19 protein-coding genes are annotated in these 18,290 nt (G+C 64.5%); 9 read left to right on the plus strand and 10 right to left on the minus strand.

All coding sequences use genetic code 11. The annotated features are described in order from the left end of the window. Nucleotides 1–66 precede the first annotated feature (66 nt). The 4 genes from dnaQ to LX70_RS10995 are packed head-to-tail and all read right to left on the minus strand — an operon-like array spanning nucleotide 67 to nucleotide 2,792. Nucleotides 67–759 (minus strand): DNA polymerase III subunit epsilon, encoded by a 693-nt coding sequence (gene dnaQ / locus LX70_RS10980; protein ID WP_105514813.1) that lies wholly within the window; start codon nucleotides 757–759, stop codon nucleotides 67–69. After that, on the minus strand, nucleotides 752–1,354 hold the full coding sequence (gene coaE / locus LX70_RS10985) for a dephospho-CoA kinase (RefSeq protein WP_105514814.1): 603 nt from the start codon (nucleotides 1,352–1,354) through the stop codon (nucleotides 752–754). The genes dnaQ and coaE overlap by 8 nt, the downstream gene beginning before the upstream one ends. Further along, entirely contained in the window at nucleotides 1,351–2,190 is an 840-nt protein-coding gene (locus LX70_RS10990; protein WP_105514815.1) for a shikimate dehydrogenase, read from the minus strand. The genes coaE and LX70_RS10990 overlap by 4 nt, the downstream gene beginning before the upstream one ends. Further along, on the minus strand, nucleotides 2,187–2,792 hold the full coding sequence (locus LX70_RS10995; RefSeq protein ID WP_105514816.1) for a Maf family protein: 606 nt from the start codon (nucleotides 2,790–2,792) through the stop codon (nucleotides 2,187–2,189). Before LX70_RS10995 ends, LX70_RS10990 begins: the two co-directional genes overlap by 4 nt. Before the next feature lie 420 nt (nucleotides 2,793–3,212). Between LX70_RS10995 and LX70_RS11000 the strand changes: the two genes are divergently transcribed. The 7 genes from LX70_RS11000 to LX70_RS11030 all read left to right on the plus strand — a co-directional run bounded on the left by LX70_RS11000 (nucleotide 3,213) and on the right by LX70_RS11030 (nucleotide 10,583). Then, nucleotides 3,213–3,665 carry a CopD family protein gene (locus LX70_RS11000; protein ID WP_211301701.1) on the plus strand — a complete coding sequence of 151 codons (453 nt, stop codon included), beginning with the start codon at nucleotides 3,213–3,215 and terminating at the stop codon, nucleotides 3,663–3,665. 118 nt (nucleotides 3,666–3,783) lie between these two features. Then, nucleotides 3,784–5,055, plus strand: a complete 1,272-nt coding sequence (gene rho / locus LX70_RS11005) for a transcription termination factor Rho (RefSeq protein WP_105514817.1) — start codon at nucleotides 3,784–3,786, stop codon at nucleotides 5,053–5,055. A 30-nt stretch (nucleotides 5,056–5,085) separates the two neighbouring features. Next, a complete protein-coding gene (gene mnmE / locus LX70_RS11010) occupies nucleotides 5,086–6,381 on the plus strand; it encodes a tRNA uridine-5-carboxymethylaminomethyl(34) synthesis GTPase MnmE (protein ID WP_105514818.1) in 1,296 nt (431 codons plus the stop codon). 11 nt (nucleotides 6,382–6,392) lie between these two features. Beyond that, the gene (gene mnmG / locus LX70_RS11015) at nucleotides 6,393–8,258 is read left to right on the plus strand and encodes a tRNA uridine-5-carboxymethylaminomethyl(34) synthesis enzyme MnmG (protein WP_105514982.1); all 1,866 of its coding nucleotides are present in this window, start codon (nucleotides 6,393–6,395) and stop codon (nucleotides 8,256–8,258) included. A 17-nt stretch (nucleotides 8,259–8,275) separates the two neighbouring features. Beyond that, nucleotides 8,276–8,878: a 16S rRNA (guanine(527)-N(7))-methyltransferase RsmG gene (gene rsmG / locus LX70_RS11020; protein WP_342747697.1), complete on the plus strand. Its 603-nt coding sequence runs from the start codon at nucleotides 8,276–8,278 to the stop codon at nucleotides 8,876–8,878. Beyond that, on the plus strand, nucleotides 8,871–9,680 hold the full coding sequence (locus LX70_RS11025) for a ParA family protein (protein ID WP_105514820.1): 810 nt from the start codon (nucleotides 8,871–8,873) through the stop codon (nucleotides 9,678–9,680). Before rsmG ends, LX70_RS11025 begins: the two co-directional genes overlap by 8 nt. A 12-nt stretch (nucleotides 9,681–9,692) precedes the next feature. Further along, entirely contained in the window at nucleotides 9,693–10,583 is an 891-nt protein-coding gene (locus LX70_RS11030; RefSeq protein WP_105514821.1) for a ParB/RepB/Spo0J family partition protein, read from the plus strand. Here LX70_RS11030 and LX70_RS11035 read toward each other — a convergent pair. The 5 genes from LX70_RS11035 to rph are packed head-to-tail and all read right to left on the minus strand — an operon-like array spanning nucleotide 10,580 to nucleotide 13,791. After that, the gene (locus LX70_RS11035; RefSeq protein ID WP_105514983.1) at nucleotides 10,580–10,933 is read right to left on the minus strand and encodes a YbaN family protein; all 354 of its coding nucleotides are present in this window, start codon (nucleotides 10,931–10,933) and stop codon (nucleotides 10,580–10,582) included. The two genes, LX70_RS11030 and LX70_RS11035, sit on opposite strands and share 4 nt — an antisense overlap. After that, a complete protein-coding gene (hemW, locus tag LX70_RS11040; protein WP_105514822.1) occupies nucleotides 10,933–12,087 on the minus strand; it encodes a radical SAM family heme chaperone HemW in 1,155 nt (384 codons plus the stop codon). The genes LX70_RS11035 and hemW overlap by 1 nt, the downstream gene beginning before the upstream one ends. 5 nt (nucleotides 12,088–12,092) lie before the next feature. After that, on the minus strand, nucleotides 12,093–12,467 hold the full coding sequence (locus LX70_RS11045) for a RidA family protein (RefSeq protein ID WP_105514823.1): 375 nt from the start codon (nucleotides 12,465–12,467) through the stop codon (nucleotides 12,093–12,095). Then, nucleotides 12,464–13,081, minus strand: a complete 618-nt coding sequence (rdgB, locus tag LX70_RS11050) for an RdgB/HAM1 family non-canonical purine NTP pyrophosphatase (RefSeq protein WP_105514824.1) — start codon at nucleotides 13,079–13,081, stop codon at nucleotides 12,464–12,466. The genes LX70_RS11045 and rdgB overlap by 4 nt, the downstream gene beginning before the upstream one ends. Further along, the gene (gene rph, locus LX70_RS11055; RefSeq protein WP_105514825.1) at nucleotides 13,078–13,791 is read right to left on the minus strand and encodes a ribonuclease PH; all 714 of its coding nucleotides are present in this window, start codon (nucleotides 13,789–13,791) and stop codon (nucleotides 13,078–13,080) included. The genes rdgB and rph overlap by 4 nt, the downstream gene beginning before the upstream one ends. A gap of 117 nt (nucleotides 13,792–13,908) precedes the next feature. Between rph and hrcA the strand changes: the two genes are divergently transcribed. Together hrcA and LX70_RS11065 are read left to right on the plus strand one after the other, a co-directional pair. After that, nucleotides 13,909–14,979 (plus strand): heat-inducible transcriptional repressor HrcA, encoded by a 1,071-nt coding sequence (hrcA, locus tag LX70_RS11060; RefSeq protein WP_105514826.1) that lies wholly within the window; start codon nucleotides 13,909–13,911, stop codon nucleotides 14,977–14,979. A 3-nt stretch (nucleotides 14,980–14,982) separates the two neighbouring features. After that, complete coding sequence (locus tag LX70_RS11065) at nucleotides 14,983–15,531, plus strand: nucleotide exchange factor GrpE (protein WP_105514827.1); 549 nt, start codon at nucleotides 14,983–14,985, stop codon at nucleotides 15,529–15,531. A gap of 69 nt (nucleotides 15,532–15,600) precedes the next feature. On the opposite strand, the gene mutS is transcribed toward LX70_RS11065, so the two are convergent. After that, nucleotides 15,601–18,216, minus strand: a complete 2,616-nt coding sequence (gene mutS, locus LX70_RS11070) for a DNA mismatch repair protein MutS (protein WP_105514984.1) — start codon at nucleotides 18,214–18,216, stop codon at nucleotides 15,601–15,603. Between the last annotated feature and the right edge of the window lie 74 nt (nucleotides 18,217–18,290).

Genomic DNA, 18,290 nt, shown 5'->3' on the forward strand with positions numbered 1-18,290 from the left:
ATCAGAATTTGAACTTATTTCGTTCGAATTCTGATACTTGCTTTCTCAACGAAAACCCGAAACGCTTTACCCGAACCGCTTCCAGATCGCGGCATCGCCCAGACCGGCGATCAGGGCCTGATGCGCCTCGGCTTCCTCCGGCGTCAGACGGGGGGGAAGCGGGGTGGGCCGGGGCTTTGGCCGCCAGACCTCGGTCGTGACGGTTCCCACGGTTTCGGTGGTCACGGAAAGCGCGAAGTCGGGTTGACGGCCGCCGATCAGCTCAAGATAGACCTCTGCCAGCAACTCGCTGTCCAGAAGCGCGCCGTGCTTTTCGCGGGCGGAGTTGTCGATGCCGAACCGGCGGCAAAGCGCGTCGAGCGAGGCGGGGGAGCCGGGGAATTTCCGCCGCGCCATCGCGACGGTATCAAGCGCGCGGTCCATCGGCATGACGGGATGACCGGCCCAGCCAAGCTCGGCATTCAGGAACTTCATGTCGAATGAGGCATTATGGATGACGAGCGTGGAATCGGAGCCGACAAACTCTACAAAAGCCGCCGCGATTTGCGCGAACTTGGGCTGATCGCGCAGGAAATCGTCGCCAAGGCCGTGAACGTCGAACGCCTCTTTCGGCATCGCGCGTTCAGGGTTGATATACTGGTGATAGGTCCGCCCGGTCGGGACGTGGTTCAAAAGCTCGATGGCGCCGATCTCGACGATCCTGTGGCCTTCGCTTGGCTCAAAGCCCGTGGTTTCGGTATCCAGAACGATTTCACGCATCGCGGTTCTCGATCTCCTTCAACACGCGGTCGACGGCGGCGCGGGCATCGTCAAGGGTCAGCGTCTCGACGATATAATCCGCCCGCTTCCGTTTTTCCGCATCGGGCATCTGGCGGTCAAGGATGGTCTGGAAATGCGCCTCGGTCATGCCGGGGCGGGCGAGGACGCGCGCTTTTTGTACCTCGGCGGGGGCGGAGACGACGACGGTGGCATCGACGGTGGTATCCGCGCCGGTTTCGAACAGCAGGGGAATGTCGAGCAGGACCACGCGCACGCCATCCCGCGCGGCGCGATTGAGGAACTCGGCGCGGTCGGCGGCGACGAGGGGGTGAATGGTGCTTTCCAGACGGCCGAGCGCCCCGTCTTCGGCAGCGATCCAGCGTTTCAGCCGCGCGCGGTCCACGGCGCCATCGACGACCGCGTCAGGGCAAAGCCGTGCAATCGGGCCGACCGCCGCGCCGCCTTTGGCGTAAAGACGGTGAACCGCCGCATCCGCGTCCCAGACCGGAACGCCCCGATCCGCGAACATGCTGGCGGTCGTGGATTTCCCCATGCCGATGGAGCCGGTCAGGCCAATCCGAAACGGCCGCGTCATTCCGCAAGGATCGCGGCGCGGGTGGCCTCATTCACCTCGGGCCGGATGCCGAACCAGCGTTCGAAGGCCGGGGCCGCCTGATGCAGAAGCATGCCCAGCCCGTCGACCGTCACGCAGCCGATGGCGGCAGCCTCTTCCAGGAACTTGGTCCGCAGCGGCGCATAGACGAGGTCATTCACCACGGCCTTGGGCGACAGGGCGTCAAGCGGGATGCGGAATTCAGGCTTGCCCTCCATCCCGAGAGAGGTGGTGTTGACGACGGTCACCGCGTCTTCAAGCATGTTGCCCGCCTGCACCCAATCGCTGACCACGACCTTCGCGCCAAACTCGGCGCGCAGCGCCTCGGCCCGGGCGCGGGTGCGGTTGACCAGCCGGATCTCCGGTGCGCCGATTTCGATCAGCGAGGCAAGGACGGCGCGCGCCGCACCACCGGCGCCGATGACCGCGGCGGGACCGGAGGCCGGATCCCAGCCGGGCGCGTTCTGGCGCAGGTTGGCGACAAAGCCGTAGCCGTCGGTATTGTCGGCATGCAGCCTGCCGTCCTTGCGGAAGATCAGCGTATTTGCCGCCCCGATCAGCGCCGCGCGGTCGGTCACCACATCGGCCAGCGCAAGCACCTTTTCCTTATGCGGAATGGTGACGTTGCAGCCGACAAACCCGGCCTTGGGCAGGGCTGCGATGACCTCTTTCAGGTCGGCCTGGGCGACATCCATCGGGATGTAATGGCCCTTGATGCCATGGGTCTTCAGCCAGTGCTGATGCAGTCTGGGCGATTTCGAATGCGCCACGGGGGAACCGATGACGCCGGCGAGGGGGATACGGGGATGGTCACTCATGCCGCGATGTCGCCCCGAATGCCGAGCCAGGTCAAGAGTTCGATCAAGGGCAGACCGAGGATGGTGAAGTAATCGCCCTCAATGCGCGAAAAAAGGCGCACGCCTTCGGCTTCGAGCATATAGGCGCCGACGCTGTTGCCGACCTCGGGCCAGTTTCGGGTAAGGTAGGCGTCAAGGTAGTCCTCGCTGAAATCCCGCATCGTGAGGCGCGCGGTGCCGACATGGCGCCAGAGGGGACGGCCGTTTTCGCAAACGACGGCGGCGGAGAGGAGACGATGGGTCTTGCCGCGCAGATCCATGAGTTGCTGGCGCGCGGCGGCAGGGCTTTCGGGCTTTGTCAGGACGGCGCCGTCGAGGTCCAGCACCTGGTCGCAGCCGATCACCAGCGCGCCGGGGTGTTTGTCAGAGACCTTGGCCGCCTTGAATTCAGCCAGGGCATCCGCGATGTCGCGCGGACCGGCATCCTCGGCCTGAAGGGAGGCGCGGATCGCGTCTTCATCGACGCGGGGGCGGGCGATGTCGAAACGCAACCCGGCATTGCGGAGCAAGGTGGCCCGGATTTCGGAGCCGGAGGCGAGGAAGAGGGGCTTTGGGTCGGTCATGTGGGTCAAGCTGTGGACAAGCGGGCCGGAGGGTCGTGGGTGAACGGGGGTGAAAAGAACGGCTGCCTTCGGGGTGGGGAAAGGTAGGCCGGTTGTCAATCACTTCGCGGCGATGATCCCCATGTGGATGGCGGTGAAAGGGGGATGTGGATGAACGGGTTTTCCACGGATCGGCGGTACGGACGGATCGTTATAGGTGAGCGTATCCATTCTTAACCTACTGATTTAAAATGCTTTAATATGATGCTAGATCGACCCACAGGCCCCGACGGATTTATCCACAAGGTTCTCCGCCTGTGTGAAACCTGGACCGAACCCGGACAATCCACGCTGTCCACAGGGCCATAAGCATCATCATCCCTTTTCTTTTCTTTAACTATTATTTTAGGAAGGCCGGGCCGGAAGCCGGAGGGACTTGTCATGATCACGGATTTCCTTGCCAGCGCCTATCCGGTGACGAAGGCGCTGCATATCATTTCGATCGTGAGCTGGATGGCCGGTGTGATCTGCCTGCCGTTCCTGTTCGCGGTTCACGCCGATGGGGCGGAGGCGGGAAGCGACGCCGACAAGACCTTTCAGAAGATGGAATGGTGGCTGCTTCGCGGGATCATGAATCCGGGGATGAGTGCGGCCTGGGTCCTTGGCCTTGCGCTGGTCTTCACGCCGGGGATCGTGTCCTGGTCGATGCTCTGGCCCTGGACGAAGGCGGCGGGTGTGCTGGCGGTGACCTGGCTGCACCATTGGCTTGGATACCGGCGGAAGGATTTCGTGAGAGGGACGAACAAGGTCAGCGCCGCGCGGTACCGGGTTGTCGGGACTGTGCCGTTGGTGTTCCTGGTGTTGATCGTCTTCTCCGTGGTGCTGAAATTCTGATCAGATTGACTCCGGGGGTTTGTCGGGTGTAGAGAGGCCCCGCCTTCCGTTCGGAAGTGAATTCTCCCTTGATCCCGATAGTGCGCGCGCCCCGCGCCGTTTGCCGAAAGGCGTCCCCATGACGACAGAACGTTTGAACCTTGCCGATCTTAAGGCGAAAAGCCCGGCCGATCTTCTGGCCATGGCCGAAGAGCTTGAGATTGAGAATGCCTCGACCATGCGCAAGGGGGAGATGATGTTCTCCATCCTGCGCGAATATGCCGATGAGGGCTATGAGGTCGGCGGCGACGGCGTTCTAGAGGTGCTTCAGGACGGGTTCGGATTCCTGCGCTCGCCCGAGGCGAACTATCTGCCCGGCCCCGATGACATCTATGTCAGCCCGGATATGCTGCGGCAGTATTCGATGCGCACCGGTGACACGATCGAGGGCGTGATCCGCGCGCCGGGCGAGAATGAGCGGTATTTTGCGCTGACCAAGGTTACGTCGATCAATTTCGGCGACCCGGACAAGGCGCGGCACAAGGTGGCATTCGACAACCTCACCCCGCTTTACCCGGATGAGCGGTTGAAGATGGAGATCGAGGACCCGACGATCAGGGACCGCTCCGCCCGGATCATCGACCTGGTGGCGCCGATCGGCAAGGGCCAGCGGTCGCTGATCGTGGCACCGCCGCGCACGGGTAAGACGGTTCTGCTCCAAAACATCGCCCATTCGATCGAGAAGAACCACCCGGAGTGCTATCTGATCGTCCTTCTGATCGACGAACGGCCGGAAGAGGTGACGGACATGCAGCGGTCGGTGAAGGGGGAGGTGATATCCTCGACCTTCGACGAACCGGCGACGCGGCACGTTGCGGTCTCAGAGATGGTGATCGAGAAGGCGAAGCGGCTTGTGGAGCATAAGCGCGACGTCGTGATCCTGCTCGATTCGATCACCCGTCTGGGGCGCGCGTTCAACACGGTTGTGCCGTCCTCGGGCAAGGTGCTGACGGGCGGTGTCGATGCCAATGCGCTGCAACGGCCGAAGCGGTTCTTTGGCGCTGCGCGGAACATCGAAGAAGGCGGGTCGCTGACCATCATCGCCACGGCGCTGATCGACACCGGCAGCCGGATGGATGAGGTCATCTTTGAAGAGTTCAAGGGGACCGGTAACTCCGAGATCGTGCTGGACCGGAAGGTCGCCGACAAGCGCGTCTTCCCGGCGATGGACATCCTGAAATCCGGCACGCGGAAAGAGGATCTGCTGGTCGACAAGAACGACCTTCAGAAGACCTATGTCCTGCGCCGCATCCTGAACCCGATGGGTACGACGGATGCGATCGAATTCCTGATCTCGAAGCTGAAGCAGACAAAGTCGAACGCGGAGTTTTTCGACTCCATGAACGCCTGACTTGTTGTTTTAAAACAATAGGTTAACGGAATGGATACGGTCTATGCTCTGGCCTCTGCCCGAGGTCGCGCCGGTGTGGCTGTGATCCGGGTATCGGGGCCGATGGCCTTTGACGCGGTGCGCAAGCTGGCGGGTCGTGTGCCACCCTTGCGCCAGGCTGTTGTGATGGCGCTGCATGACGGGGACGGCGGGCTTCTCGACAGCGCGCTGGTTCTGGCATTTGGTGCGGGGGCGAGCTTTACCGGTGAGCCGACGGTGGAGTTTCAGCTGCATGGCGCGGTCACGACCGTGGATGCGGTGCTGCGGGAGCTTTCCGGGTTTGACGGGTTTCGCGCGGCCGAGCCGGGGGAGTTCACGCGCCGCGCGCTTGCCAATGGACGGATGGATCTGGCGCAGGTCGAGGGGCTGGCGGATCTGCTGGAGTCCGAGACCGAAGCGCAGCGGAAGCAGGCATTGCGCGTGCTGTCCGGCGCCATCGGGGCGCGAAGCGCGGGGTGGCGGCGGGACCTGATCCGGGCGGCTGCGCTTTTGTCCGCGACGATTGATTTCGCGGATGAGGATGTGCCGGTAGACGTCACGCCCGAGGTCATCGCGCTGGTGTCCGGCGTATTGGCGGAGCTGGAGCGGGAGATTGCCGGTTTCGGGGCGGCGGAGCGCATTCGGGAGGGGTTTGAGGTCGCGATTATTGGCGCGCCGAATGCGGGGAAATCGACGCTTCTGAACGCGCTCGCCGGGCGGGAGGCGGCGATCACGTCGGACCATGCCGGGACGACGCGGGACGTGATCGAGGTGCGGATGGATATCGGTGGGCTGGCCGTGACGCTGCTGGATACCGCCGGCCTGCGGGAGACGGTGGAGCCGGTGGAGCGGATCGGGATCGACCGGGCGGTGGCGCGTGCCGAGGCGGCGGACCTGCGGTTGTTTCTGCGGAGCGGGGCGGAGGCCTTGCCGGTTGCCGCACGGGCAGGGGATATTGAGGCGATTGGCAAGGCGGATCTTGTCGATGCGCGGGATTGCGGCGCGCTTTATATCTCTGGCGTGACCGGGGAGGGGCTTGGCGAACTGGTGTCGCGGATTGGCCAGGCCCTTGGTGGCCGCGTTGCCGGGGCCGGGATCATGGTGCGGGAGCGGCACCGGGTTGCGATCTTGCGCGCGGCGGAGGCATTGCGGCGCGCCTTGGAGGACGTCGCGCGCGGGGCGGATCGGGTGGAGATTGCGGCGGATGAGCTGCGGTCGGCTGTCCAGGCGCTCGATTCTCTGATAGGGCGTGTCGATGTCGAGGACTTGCTGGACGAAATCTTCGCCAGCTTCTGCATTGGGAAGTAGGGGTGTTTCACGTGAAACATTACGACGTCATCGTGGTGGGCGGCGGGCATGCCGGAACCGAGGCCGCGCATGCCGCGGCCCGGATGGGGGTGCGGACCGCGCTTGTGACGTTGACGCGCGCCGGGATTGGCACGATGTCGTGCAACCCGGCCATCGGGGGGCTTGGCAAGGGCCATCTGGTGCGGGAAATCGACGCGCTGGACGGCGTCATGGGTCGGGTCGCGGACCGCGCGGGAATTCAGTTCCGCTTGCTGAATCGTCGCAAAGGACCTGCGGTTCAGGGGCCTAGGGCGCAATCCGACCGGCGCATTTACCGCGAAACCATGTTGGCGGAGACAGAGGCGCGACCCGGACTGGATGTGATTGAGGGCGAGGTCGTCGATCTGATCGTGACCGCGAATCGGATCGGCGGTGTCGTTCTTGAGGGCGGGGTGGAAATCACCGGCGGTGCCGTCATCCTGACCTCCGGTACGTTCCTGCGCGGCATCATCCATATCGGGGATGAGCGTCGGCCGGGGGGTCGTATGGGTGACCGCCCGTCCATTCGTCTGGCTGAGCGGCTGGATAGTTTTGGCCTGCCCCTTGGCCGCCTGAAAACCGGAACGCCGCCGCGACTGGACGGGCGGACGATCAACTGGAATGTGTTGGGTGCGCAGCCGGGCGATGATGAGCCGGTGCTGTTCTCCTTTCTCCACCACAAGCCCTTCGTGCGCCAGGTTTCTTGCGGGATTACGCATACGAACGCACGGACGCATGACATCATCCGCGCCAATCTTGATCGTTCCGCGATGTATGGCGGCCATATCGAAGGGGTTGGTCCGCGCTATTGCCCGTCCATCGAAGACAAGGTTGTGCGATTCGCGGAGAAGGACTCCCACCAGATATTCCTTGAGCCCGAAGGGCTTGATGATCCGACGGTTTATCCGAACGGCATTTCCAGTTCGCTGCCCGTGGACGTGCAGGAGGCCTATGTTCATTCGATCGAAGGTCTGGAATCGGTGAGGATCATCCAGCCCGCCTATGCGATCGAATACGACTATGTCGATCCCCGCGCCCTGACACGGACCCTGCGGCTGCGGGATTTCGAGGGGCTGTACCTCGCTGGCCAAATCAACGGGACCACGGGGTATGAGGAGGCGGCGGCGCAAGGGCTTGTGGCTGGGCTGAATGCGGCCCGAGATGTGGTGGGCGGCGAGCCGGTTCTCTTCAGCCGCTCCGATAGCTATATTGGCGTGATGATCGATGATTTGGTGACGCGGGGCGTGGCGGAACCGTACCGGATGTTCACCTCTCGCGCGGAATTCCGGCTGTCCCTTCGCGCGGACAACGCCGACCAGCGGTTGACACCTCTTGGGCTTGGGGTTGGCTGCGTCGGCGAGCAGCGGCGTGAGGCGTTCGGCCGGAAGATGGAGGCGCTGGAGGCGGCGCGGGCGCGGCTCGAATCTCAGACCTATTCTCCGAATCAGGCCGCGGCTGTTGGTATTCGTGTCGGTCAGGATGGGCAGCGACGCAGCGCCTTCGCGCTCTTGGCGTTCCCGGACGTAGCGTTCGACGACCTGCTTCGGCTTGATCCCTCGCTCACCGACCTTGATCCCGAGACCCGCGAACAAATCTCACGCGACGCGATGTACGCGACCTATATCGACCGTCAGGCGACCGAGGTCGAGGCGCTCCGTCGCGACGAAGCGCATGAAATTCCACCGGATTTCGACTATCGCATGCTCAGCGGCCTTTCTTTCGAACTGACGGCCAAGCTTGAACGCGCGCGCCCGGCGACGCTGGCGCAGGCCGGGCGGATCGACGGCATGACCCCGGCGGCAATGACGCTGATCCTCGCGGCGATCCGGCGAAAGCAAAAGGCGCGGGTGTCGGGATGACCGGGGGCGGGGCGTTGTTGCCGGACCTCGATGTTTCACGTGAAACATGGGGTCGGCTGGAGCTTTACGATTCGATGCTGCGAAAGTGGAATCCGGCCATCAATCTCGTCTCCCGCACGACGCTGGACGATATCTGGGCGCGCCACTTCCTTGATTCGGCACAACTATTTATGCTCGCGCCGAACGCGGCCCGGCTTTGGGCCGATCTCGGCGCGGGCGGCGGTTTTCCCGGCCTCGTGATCGCTATCCTCGCGCAGGAGCTTCGCCCGGGTCTCTCCGTCACGCTCGTCGAAAGCGACCAGCGCAAATGCACCTTCCTGCGAGAGGTCGCGCGCCAAACAGGGACCCCGGTAACCGTCCTGACCCAACGCGCCGAGGATCTTCCGCCCCTTCATGCCGATATCGTTTCGGCCCGCGCGCTCGCCCCGCTTCGCGATCTCCTGCACCTCGCAGAGCGTCACCTGACCCCCGCCGGCACCGCGCTTTTCCTCAAAGGCGCAAACCACGACGCCGAACTCTCCGACGCCCTTGAAACCTTCCGCTTTACGTTTCAGAAGAGGGCGAGCCAGACCGATCCCCAGGCGGTCATTCTTTCTATCGGAGATCTCGCGCGTGAATGACCTGAGCCGTCCCGCCGGTCCACGGATCGTTGCCATCGCCAACCAGAAGGGCGGTGTCGGCAAGACGACCACGGCCATCAACCTCGCGGCGTCGCTGGCCGAACAGGGGCAGAAGGTCCTGCTTGTCGATCTCGACCCGCAAGGCAACGCCTCGACCGGCCTCGGGGTGGAGCCGTCAGAGCGTGAAAAGACGACCTATGACCTTCTGATCGAAGATGCCCCGATCTCTGACGTCGTGCGGAAAACAACGACCGAAGGCGTCTGGATCTGTCCCGCGACGACCGACCTGTCTTCCGCCGACATCGCGCTTTTTTCCAATGAAAAGAGAAGCTTCCTTCTGCACGACGCGCTGCGGCAGCAGGACATCGACAGCTATGGCTTCGATTATGTCCTGATCGACTGCCCGCCCTCGCTCAGCCTGCTGACCGTCAACGCGATGGTCGCCGCCGATTCGGTCCTCGTGCCGCTTCAGGCAGAGTTCTACGCGCTCGAAGGCCTGTCGCAGCTGATGCTGACGATTCGCGACGTGCGGCAGGCGGCGAACAAGGATCTGCGGATCGAGGGTGTCGTGCTGACCATGTACGACACCCGCAACAACCTGTCGCAGCAGGTGGAGGATGACGCCCGCGACAATCTCGGGGATCTCGTCTTCCGCACCCGCATTCCGCGCAATGTCCGGCTAAGCGAGGCGCCGTCTTTCTCGGTGCCGGTTCTCGCCTATGATACGCTGTCGCGGGGCAGCGCGGCCTACCGCGCGCTGGCGCAGGAATTGCTGCAACGGCATGAAAAACTGAAAGCATAAGGGGGGCAGGGCATGTCGGACAAACGGATGGAGCGGCGCGGTCTGGGGCGGGGCCTTTCTGCACTGATGGCGGATGTGGCGCAGCCCGCGACCGAAACGCCCGACGCGCCCCGGCGCCCTGACATGCGCGTCCCGATCGAACGGGTTGAACCGAATCCCAACCAGCCGCGCCGCGATTTCGCCGAGGATGCGCTGGCCGAGCTTGCCGATTCGATCCGCGAGAAGGGCATCATCCAGCCCCTGATTGTTCGTAATAACCCAAGAAAATCAGATAGTTATGAGATTGTCGCGGGTGAACGACGCTGGCGTGCCGCGCAGATGGCCCAGCTGCATGAAGTGCCGGTTCTTATCCGTGAGTTCGACGATACCGAGGTCCTCGAAATCGCGATCATCGAGAATATCCAGCGTGCCGACCTGAACCCGGTCGAAGAGGCGATGGGCTACCGTCAGCTTATGGACCGTTTCGGCCACACGCAGGAAAAACTGGCCGCGGCGCTGTCGAAAAGCCGCAGCTACATCGCCAACCTTCTCCGGCTTCTCTCTCTGCCCGCCGATGTCCAGACCTGGCTGCGCGAAGGCAAGCTGACCGCCGGTCATGCCCGCGCGTTGATCACCTCCGACGATCCGACGGCCCTGGCCCGCCATGTGATCGCGCGCGGTCTGTCGGTGCGCGAGACGGAGCAGCTGGCGCGCAAGGACAAGGGTGCCACGCGCGACGCCGCGCCGCGTCGGCGGTCGGAAAAGGACGCCGACACGCGCGTTCTGGAACAGGACCTGTCCGCCAATCTCGGCATGGCGGTGGTGATCGACCATCAGGGCCACGATGGCGGTCGGCTGACGATTTCCTACAAGACGCTCGAACAGTTGGATGAGCTCTGTCAGCTTCTGGCGGGCGGGCGTTAAGCGTCCGGCCGCGACCAGATGAAAACCGCGACGCCCAGCAGGCAGGCCGCCTGAACCGTCAGGACAAGCGGGCCGAATCCGAACAGGATCGCCAGAAGGAAGCTGCCGATGAGTGAGGCGGACGCAACCCATTTCGCCCGTCTGCTGATCGCGCCACGCTCATTCCAGTTTACGATCTGCGGCCCGAAGATCCGGTGCGACAAAAGCCAGCCGTGCAACCGTTCCGAGGTGTTGGCGAAGCAAAGTGCCGCCAGCAGCACGAAAGGCACCGTCGGCAGAAGCGGCAGGAAAAGCCCGATGGCCCCGAGCGCGAGGGAAATCAGGCCGATCGCTATCAGGACGCCCCGGATCACGCGACAATCTCCCGCAGGATCGCGTTCAGGACGATCCGCCCGCTGGCGGTGGCGGCGATCCTGTCGCGGCTGCGGCCCAGCAGACCCATATCCTCAAGCCGCCTGATGGCTTCCATGTCCAGCGGCTTGCCCGCCAGCGCCTCATAACGCCGCAAATCCGCCCCCTCACGCAGCCGCATCGCCATGAGGATATATTCCGTCGCGCAATCCTCACCCGAAAGGGCCGTGCGGGGAAGCTCCCCATTCCCGCGTTTTTGCACGGAATCGAGCCACATTTGCGGGCTGCGCGGCGCTTCCGTCGCAAAGCGCTGCCCGGCCAGCGTCAGGCGGCCATGGGCGCCGGGGCCGATGCCGATGTAGTCTCCATAGCGCCAGTAAATCACGTTGTGACGGCTTTCCGCGCCGTCGCGCGCGTGGTTCGATACCTCGTAGGCGGGCATCCCGGCGGTATCCAGAACCTCTTGCGTCAGCTCGTACATATCGGCGGCGATGTCATCCTCTGGCAGGCCCTTCAGCCCGCCCGCGGCGTGGCGGGCGCCAAAGGCGGTGCCGTCCTCGATCGTCAATTGGTAAAGCGACAGGTGATCGACCGCCATCGCGGCGGCTTCGGCCAGTTCGCGCCGCCAATCGTCAAGCGCCTGATGCTGGCGCGCATAGATCAGGTCGAAACTCACGCGCCCAAAACAGTCCCGCGCGATGTCGAAGGCCCGCCGCGCTTCGGCCACGCTGTGCAACCGGCCAAGACGGCGCAGATCTTCATCGTTCAGCGCCTGGATACCCATGGAGATCCGGTTGACCCCGGCGGCGGAATATCCACGAAAGCGCCCGGAATCGACACTGTTCGGGTTCGCCTCAAGCGTCACCTCAAGGTCATTCGCCCGCGGCCAGAGACGCCGCACCTCATCCAGGATCGCCGCGACCAGATCGGGCTGCATCAGCGAAGGCGTGCCGCCGCCGAAAAACACCGAGGATAGCACCCGCCCCCCGGTTTCCACCGCCGACCGGCGGAGTTCGGAAAGATAGGCGTCGCGCCACGCGGCCTGATCGACCGAGGCCACGACATGGCTGTTGAAATCGCAATAGGGGCATTTGGAGGCGCAGAAGGGCCAGTGCAGGTAAAGACCGAAACCGCCCTGCTGCCAGTCGTCCATGATGCTCAGCCCTTGAAGGCCGTCACTTCGACCTCAACCTTCATCTCAGGCCGGATCAGCCCGGCGATGACCATGGTTGCCGCTGGCCGCACCTCACCCAGCGCGTCGCCCAGCACCGGAACCAGCGCCTCGACCAGCGCGGCGTCGGTCACGGTGTATTGCACCCGGACGATGTCGGCCATCGTGAACCCGGCTTCCTCCAGCACCCGCCCGATGGTCGCAAAGCAGTTCCGGGCCTGATCCGCGATGTCCCCCGGCATCTCCATCGTGGCGTAGTCATAGCCGGTCACGCCGGAGACAAAGCACCAGCCGCCCTTCACCACCGCACGGCTGTAGCCCATGGTCTTTTCGAAAGGCGACCCGGTCGAGATTCGCTTCATGCGCCGCTTCCTTCAAAACAGGCCACCAGCTTGCGGAACGCATCGGCCCGGTGGCTGATCCGGTTCTTTTCGTCGGTATCCATCTCGGCGAAGGTGATGTCATAGCCGTCGGGCTGGAACATCGGGTCATAGCCATGCCCCTGGCGCCCGCGCATCGGCCAGACGACCTGCCCTTCGACCTTGCCCTCGAACACCTCGTCATGCCCGTCGGGCCAGGCCAGTACCATCGTGGCGCGGAAGCGGGCGGTGCGGGGGTAGGGCGCGTTCGCGGCCTCAAGTTCATCCCACGTCCGGGTCATGGCCTGCACGAAATCACGGCCCGTGGGCGTAAAGGCCCAGTCGGCGGTGTAAACGCCGGGCGCGCCGCCCAGGCCATCGACCTCGATCCCACTGTCATCGGCCAGCGCCGGAAGGCCCGTGGCCTTGACCGCCGCGTGGGCCTTGATCCGGGCATTGCCGATGAAGGTCGTCTCGGTCTCTTCGGGTTCATCCAGCCCCATTTCGGCGGCGCCGACACAGTCGATGCCGTAGGGTTGCAACAGCGAGGCGATCTCTTCCAGCTTCCCGGCATTATGGGTCGCCACCAGAAGCCGCTTGTCTGCAAAGACCCTCATGCAACCGCCGCCTTTTGCGCCTCGACCAGGTCCGCCACGCCCGCTTCGGCAAGGTCGAGCAGTTTTGTCATCTCCTCGCGTGAAAATGTCGCGCCCTCGGCCGACATCTGCACCTCGATCAGCCGCTTGCGGCCGGTGAGGATGAAATTGCCGTCGGTACCCGCCTCGCTGTCCTCGGCATAGTCGAGGTCCAGCACCGGCTGCCCGGCATAGATGCCGCAGGAAACGGCGGCGACATGGTCGACGATCGGGTCAGAGGTCACCGCGCCCGCCTTCAGAAGCTTGTTCACCGCCAGCCGCAGCGCGACCCAGCCCCCGGTTATCGAGGCGCAGCGGGTGCCGCCGTCGGCCTGGATCACGTCGCAATCGACGACGATCTGGCGTTCGCCCAACGCCACCCGGTCCACGCCCGCGCGCAGGGCGCGACCGATAAGGCGTTGAATTTCCTGCGTTCTGCCGGATTGCTTGCCTGCCGCGGCCTCGCGCCGGTTGCGGGTGTTGGTGGCGCGCGGCAGCATCCCGTATTCCGCCGTCACCCAGCCAAGGCCAGAGCCCTTGAGGAAGGACGGTGCCTTGTCCTCGATCGTCGCGGTGCAAAGCACATGCGTGTCGCCGCAGCGGATCAGGCACGAGCCCTCGGCATGTTTGGTCACGCCGGTTTCAATGAAGATCGGGCGCATCTGTTCCAGGGTCCGGCCGGAGGGTCGCATGTCAGGTCCTTTCGGTTGTTCCGGCGCCAATTACAGGCCCGCCCGCAGCAGGCGCAACCCCGATTGACCTTCGGCGGGCTGGCTCTTTAACTGGGCGGACCCCATATTTCGAAGGCGATGACCGAAGACAGATCGAAAATCCTGAACGAAATGAACGCGCGGTCGCGCGAGGTGTTTCGTCGCGTCGTGGAAAGCTACCTCGATACGGGGGAGCCGGTAGGCTCGCGCACCCTGACCCGGACGCTAAGCGAAAGCGTGTCCGCCGCGACGGTGCGCAACGTGATGCAGGATCTCGAATACCTCGGCCTGCTTGACAGTCCGCACACCTCGGCGGGGCGGGTGCCGACGCAGCTTGGCCTCAGGATGTTCGTCGACGGGCTGATGGAGGTCAGCTCCGTCTCGCTTCAGGACCGCGAGGCGATCGAGGCGACGACGGGGAACAGCGAATCCGGTGTCGCGGGGCTTCTCGACCGGGTCGGGCTGGCGCTGTCGGGGATCACCCATGGGGCGAGCCTTGTTCTGACGCCCAAGCATGAGGCGCCGATTCGCCATATCGAATTCGTCAGCCTTGGGACCGACCGGGCGCTTGTGGTGCTGGTCTTCGCCGACGGTCATGTGGAAAACCGCGTCTTCGTGCCGCCGCTGGGCCATACGCCCTCGGCCATGCGCGAGGCGGGGAACTTCCTCAACGCCCTGGCCGAAGGGCGCACGATTTCGGAACTTCACGCCCATATCTCGCGCGAGATTACCCGCCGTCGGCAGGAGTTGGACACCGCCGCGCGGGACCTTGTCGAACGCGGGCTGGCGGTCTGGAGCGGCGGCGGCGAACAGACGGAACGATTGATCGTCCGCGGCCGGGCGAACCTTCTCGACCAGACGGATGAGGCCGATCTGGACCGGATTCGCGTCCTCTTCGACGACCTCGAGCGCAAGCGCGACATCGCCGAATTCCTCGAACTGGCGGAGTCGGGCGAAGGGGTGCGCATTTTCATTGGGTCAGAGAACAAACTTTTCTCACTTTCGGGTTCCTCTCTGGTGGTCTCTCCCTATATGAACGCTGACCGTAAGATCATCGGCGCCGTGGGCGTCATCGGTCCGACGCGTCTGAATTACGGGCGTATCGTGCCGATCGTCGATTACACCGCGCAGCTTGTCGGGCGGCTACTGTCCGGGGAGCGTAAGGGATAGACCATGAGTGAGATGAAGAAAGATGAGATTGCCGAAGATCAGGCCATGATCGGGGATGAGGATCTGGCGCTGGACGATGGCCTGGCCGAGATCGAAGCGCTGCGCGCCGAGCGTGACGATATGCGCGACCGTTTCATGCGCGCCCTGGCGGACGCGGAAAACATCCGCAAGCGGGGCGAACGTGACCGGCGCGAGGCGGAACAATATGGCGGATCGAAACTCGCCCGCGACCTGCTGCCGGTCTACGACAACCTCAAGCGCGCGCTCGATCATGTGACGGAAGGTCAGCATGAGGCGTCAAAGGGCCTGATCGAGGGGGTCGAGCTGACGATGAAGGAACTGATCTCCGTCCTTGGCAAGCACGGCGTTCAGCCGGTCGCGCCCGCGGTGGGCGACGCTTTCGATCCGCAGATGCATCAGGCGATGTTCGAGGCGCCGGTGCCTGGCACCAAGGCGGGCGACATCATTCAGGTGATGACCGAAGGTTTCATGTTGCACGACCGCCTTTTGCGCCCGGCGCAGGTTGGGGTCAGCTCGACGCCGAAGTCCTGATCTTCGGGGCGGAAGCGGGGGGTTTCACACCCCCCGCGCCCCCCGTGGAGTATTTTCACAACGAAGAAGTCAGGTGCCGAGCCTGGTCTTGAGGTCGTAGAGCGCGTTCAGGGCCTCGATCGGGGTCATTTCGTCCGGGTGGATCGCGTTCAGCGCCTCTTCGAGGTCTGATTGCCGAGATGCGGCCTTTGGCGCCGCAACGGGGGCGGCGTTGAACAGGGGCAGGTCGTCGATCAGCGTGTGTTTGCGCGTGCCGCCCTCCCGTTCGCCCTTTTCCAGCGCTTCCAGCACGACCTTCGCACGTTCGACGACCGCCGGGGGCAGGCCTGCAAGGCGGGCGACCTGCACGCCATAGCTGCGGTCGGCGGCGCCCTTCCTGACCTCATGCAGGAAGATGACCTCCCCTTCCCATTCCTTGACGGTGACGGTCGCGTTCTCGACGCCCGGCAGCTTGGCCGACAACGCGGTCATTTCGTGGTAATGGGTGGCGAACAGTGCGCGGCAGCGGTTGACGTCGTGCAGGTGTTCCAGCGTCGCCCAGGCGATCGAGAGGCCGTCATAGGTCGCCGTGCCGCGCCCGATTTCGTCCAGGATCACCAGGGCGCGGTCGTCGGCCTGATTGAGGATGGCGGCGGTTTCGACCATCTCGACCATGAAGGTGGATCGCCCGCGCGCCAGATCGTCGGCGGCGCCGACGCGGCTGAAAAGCTGGCCGACAATGCCGATATGGGCGGCGCGGGCGGGGACGAAGCTTCCGGCCTGGGCAAGCAGCGCGATCAGCGCGTTCTGGCGCAGGAAGGTGGACTTGCCGGCCATGTTCGGCCCGGTCAGCAGCCAGATCGCGGGGGTGTCGCCGTCGGTCAGTGCGCAATCGTTTTCGACAAAGCTTTCGCCGCTGCGTTTCAGGGCGCGTTCGACGACCGGGTGGCGGCCGCCTTCGATCATGAAGGCGCGGCTGTCGTCGACTTTCGGTTCAACCCAGTCATCGGTGCGGGCGAGGTCGGCGAAAGCGGCGAACAGGTCGATCTCCGCCAGTGCGCGGGCGGCGTCGGAGATCAGGGCGGCGGCGTCGAGGATGGTGGCTTTCAGGCCGTCATAGAGCCGCTTTTCAATCTCAAGCGCGCGGTTCCCGGCGTTGAGGATCCTTGTCTCCATCTCGGACAGGTCCACCGTGGTGAAGCGGACCTGATTGGCGGTGGTCTGGCGGTGGATGAAGGCTTCGCTCAGCGGGGCGGAGAGCATCTTTTCCGCGTGGGTCGCGGTGGTTTCGATGAAATAGCCCAGCACGTTATTGTGCTTGATCTTCAGGCTCTGGATGCCGGTGCGCTCGATATAGTCGGCCTGCATCCGGGCGATGACGCCGCGCCCTTCGTCGCGAAGCTGGCGCGCCTCATCCAGGTCGGCGTCATGGCCGGGGGCGATGAAGCCGCCGTCGCGGATCAGAAGCGGCGGTTCGGCGACCAGCGCACGGGTGAGAAGCCCGACCAGATCGTCAAAGCCGGTCATGGCGCGGGCGGCACGGGTGGTCTTTTCGGGCTGGCCGGAGGAGAGGCGGGCGGCGAGCGTGCCGGCCTGTTCAAGCCCCGCGCGGATCGCGACAAGGTCGCGTGGCCCGCCGCGGTCCAGCGACAGGCGCGACAGGGCGCGGTCGATGTCGGGGACCTTGCGCAGATCGGCGCGCAGCGTTTCGGTCAGCGCGGTATCCCCGGCGAAGGCGCGGACCGCCGCAAGCCGGGCGCGGATCTCGGCCAGGTCGCGGGAGGGGGCGGACAGGCGGCGGTCGAGAAGCCGGGCGCCGCCAGCCGTCACCGTCCGGTCTACCGCCGCGATCAGCGATCCCTCACGCCCGCCGGAGAGCGCGCGGGTAATTTCAAGGTTGCGCCGGGTCGCGGCGTCCATGGTCAGCGCGCCGCCCGCCACCTCTTTCGCGGGCGGACGGAGGAGAGGCAGACGCCCGCGCTGCGTCAGGTCGAGGTAATCGAGGATCGCGCCAACGGCGGAGACATCGGCACGGTCGAAGGCGCCGAAGGCCTCGACCGTCGCCACGCCGAACTGCGCCAGCAACCGCTTTTCCGCGCCGGTGCTGTCAAAGCTTGACCGGGCCAGCGGCGTCAGGGCGACGCGCTGGTCGTCGGCGACGGGCTCAACCTCGGAAAACCGTGTCTCTGCCACCAGAATCTCGCTCGGCGCCAGCCGTGCAAGTTCCGGTCCCAGCCGCGCCAGCGGGCAGGTCATCACCCGCAATTCGCCGGTGGAAATATCGGCCCAGGCCAGCGACGCCTCATCCCGCACCTCGGCCCAGGCAGCGAGGAAATTGTGCCGCCGCGCCTCAAGCAGGGTGTCCTCGGTCAGCGTGCCGGGCGTGACCAGCCGCACCACGTCGCGCGCGACGACGGATTTCGACCCGCGCTTCTTCGCTTCGGCCGGGTCCTCCATCTGCTCGGCGATGGCGACGCGAAAGCCCTTGCGGATCAGGGTCAGCAGATAGCCCTCGGCGGCATGGACCGGGACGCCGCACATGGCGATATCTTCGCCCAGATGCTTGCCGCGTTTGGTCAGCGCGATGTCGAGCGCCGCCGCCGCCGCCTCGGCATCGTCAAAGAACATCTCATAGAAATCGCCCATCCGGTAGAAGAGGAGCGCGTCGGAATAGCGCCCCTTGATCTCCAGATATTGCGCCATCATCGGCGTCACATTGCCGTCACTTGTGTCCACGCTGTCCCCCGGTTTCCGGCGGAGCCTACAGAAGCGGGCAGGGG

The sequence above is a fragment of the Albidovulum denitrificans genome (assembly GCF_002973535.1).
Taxonomy (GTDB): domain Bacteria; phylum Pseudomonadota; class Alphaproteobacteria; order Rhodobacterales; family Rhodobacteraceae; genus Albidovulum; species Albidovulum denitrificans.

Excerpts from the sequence above, each read along its gene's own strand:
- rph (WP_105514825.1), bottom strand. The coding sequence starts at position 13,791 with ATGCGACCCTCCGGCCGGACCCTGGAACAGATGCGCCCGATCTTCATT.
- hrcA (WP_105514826.1), top strand. The coding sequence starts at position 13,909 with ATGACCGAAGACAGATCGAAAATCCTGAACGAAATGAACGCGCGGTCG.
- rdgB (WP_105514824.1), bottom strand. The coding sequence starts at position 13,081 with ATGAGGGTCTTTGCAGACAAGCGGCTTCTGGTGGCGACCCATAATGCC.
- LX70_RS11000 (WP_211301701.1), top strand. The coding sequence starts at position 3,213 with ATGATCACGGATTTCCTTGCCAGCGCCTATCCGGTGACGAAGGCGCTG.
- LX70_RS11030 (WP_105514821.1), top strand. The coding sequence starts at position 9,693 with ATGTCGGACAAACGGATGGAGCGGCGCGGTCTGGGGCGGGGCCTTTCT.
- LX70_RS10995 (WP_105514816.1), bottom strand. The coding sequence starts at position 2,792 with ATGACCGACCCAAAGCCCCTCTTCCTCGCCTCCGGCTCCGAAATCCGG.
- mutS (WP_105514984.1), bottom strand. The coding sequence starts at position 18,216 with ATGATGGCGCAATATCTGGAGATCAAGGGGCGCTATTCCGACGCGCTC.
- LX70_RS10990 (WP_105514815.1), bottom strand. The coding sequence starts at position 2,190 with ATGAGTGACCATCCCCGTATCCCCCTCGCCGGCGTCATCGGTTCCCCC.
- hemW (WP_105514822.1), bottom strand. The coding sequence starts at position 12,087 with ATGGACGACTGGCAGCAGGGCGGTTTCGGTCTTTACCTGCACTGGCCC.
- coaE (WP_105514814.1), bottom strand. The coding sequence starts at position 1,354 with ATGACGCGGCCGTTTCGGATTGGCCTGACCGGCTCCATCGGCATGGGG.
- LX70_RS11065 (WP_105514827.1), top strand. The coding sequence starts at position 14,983 with ATGAGTGAGATGAAGAAAGATGAGATTGCCGAAGATCAGGCCATGATC.
- LX70_RS11045 (WP_105514823.1), bottom strand. The coding sequence starts at position 12,467 with ATGAAGCGAATCTCGACCGGGTCGCCTTTCGAAAAGACCATGGGCTAC.
- rho (WP_105514817.1), top strand. The coding sequence starts at position 3,784 with ATGACGACAGAACGTTTGAACCTTGCCGATCTTAAGGCGAAAAGCCCG.
- mnmE (WP_105514818.1), top strand. The coding sequence starts at position 5,086 with ATGGATACGGTCTATGCTCTGGCCTCTGCCCGAGGTCGCGCCGGTGTG.
- dnaQ (WP_105514813.1), bottom strand. The coding sequence starts at position 759 with ATGCGTGAAATCGTTCTGGATACCGAAACCACGGGCTTTGAGCCAAGC.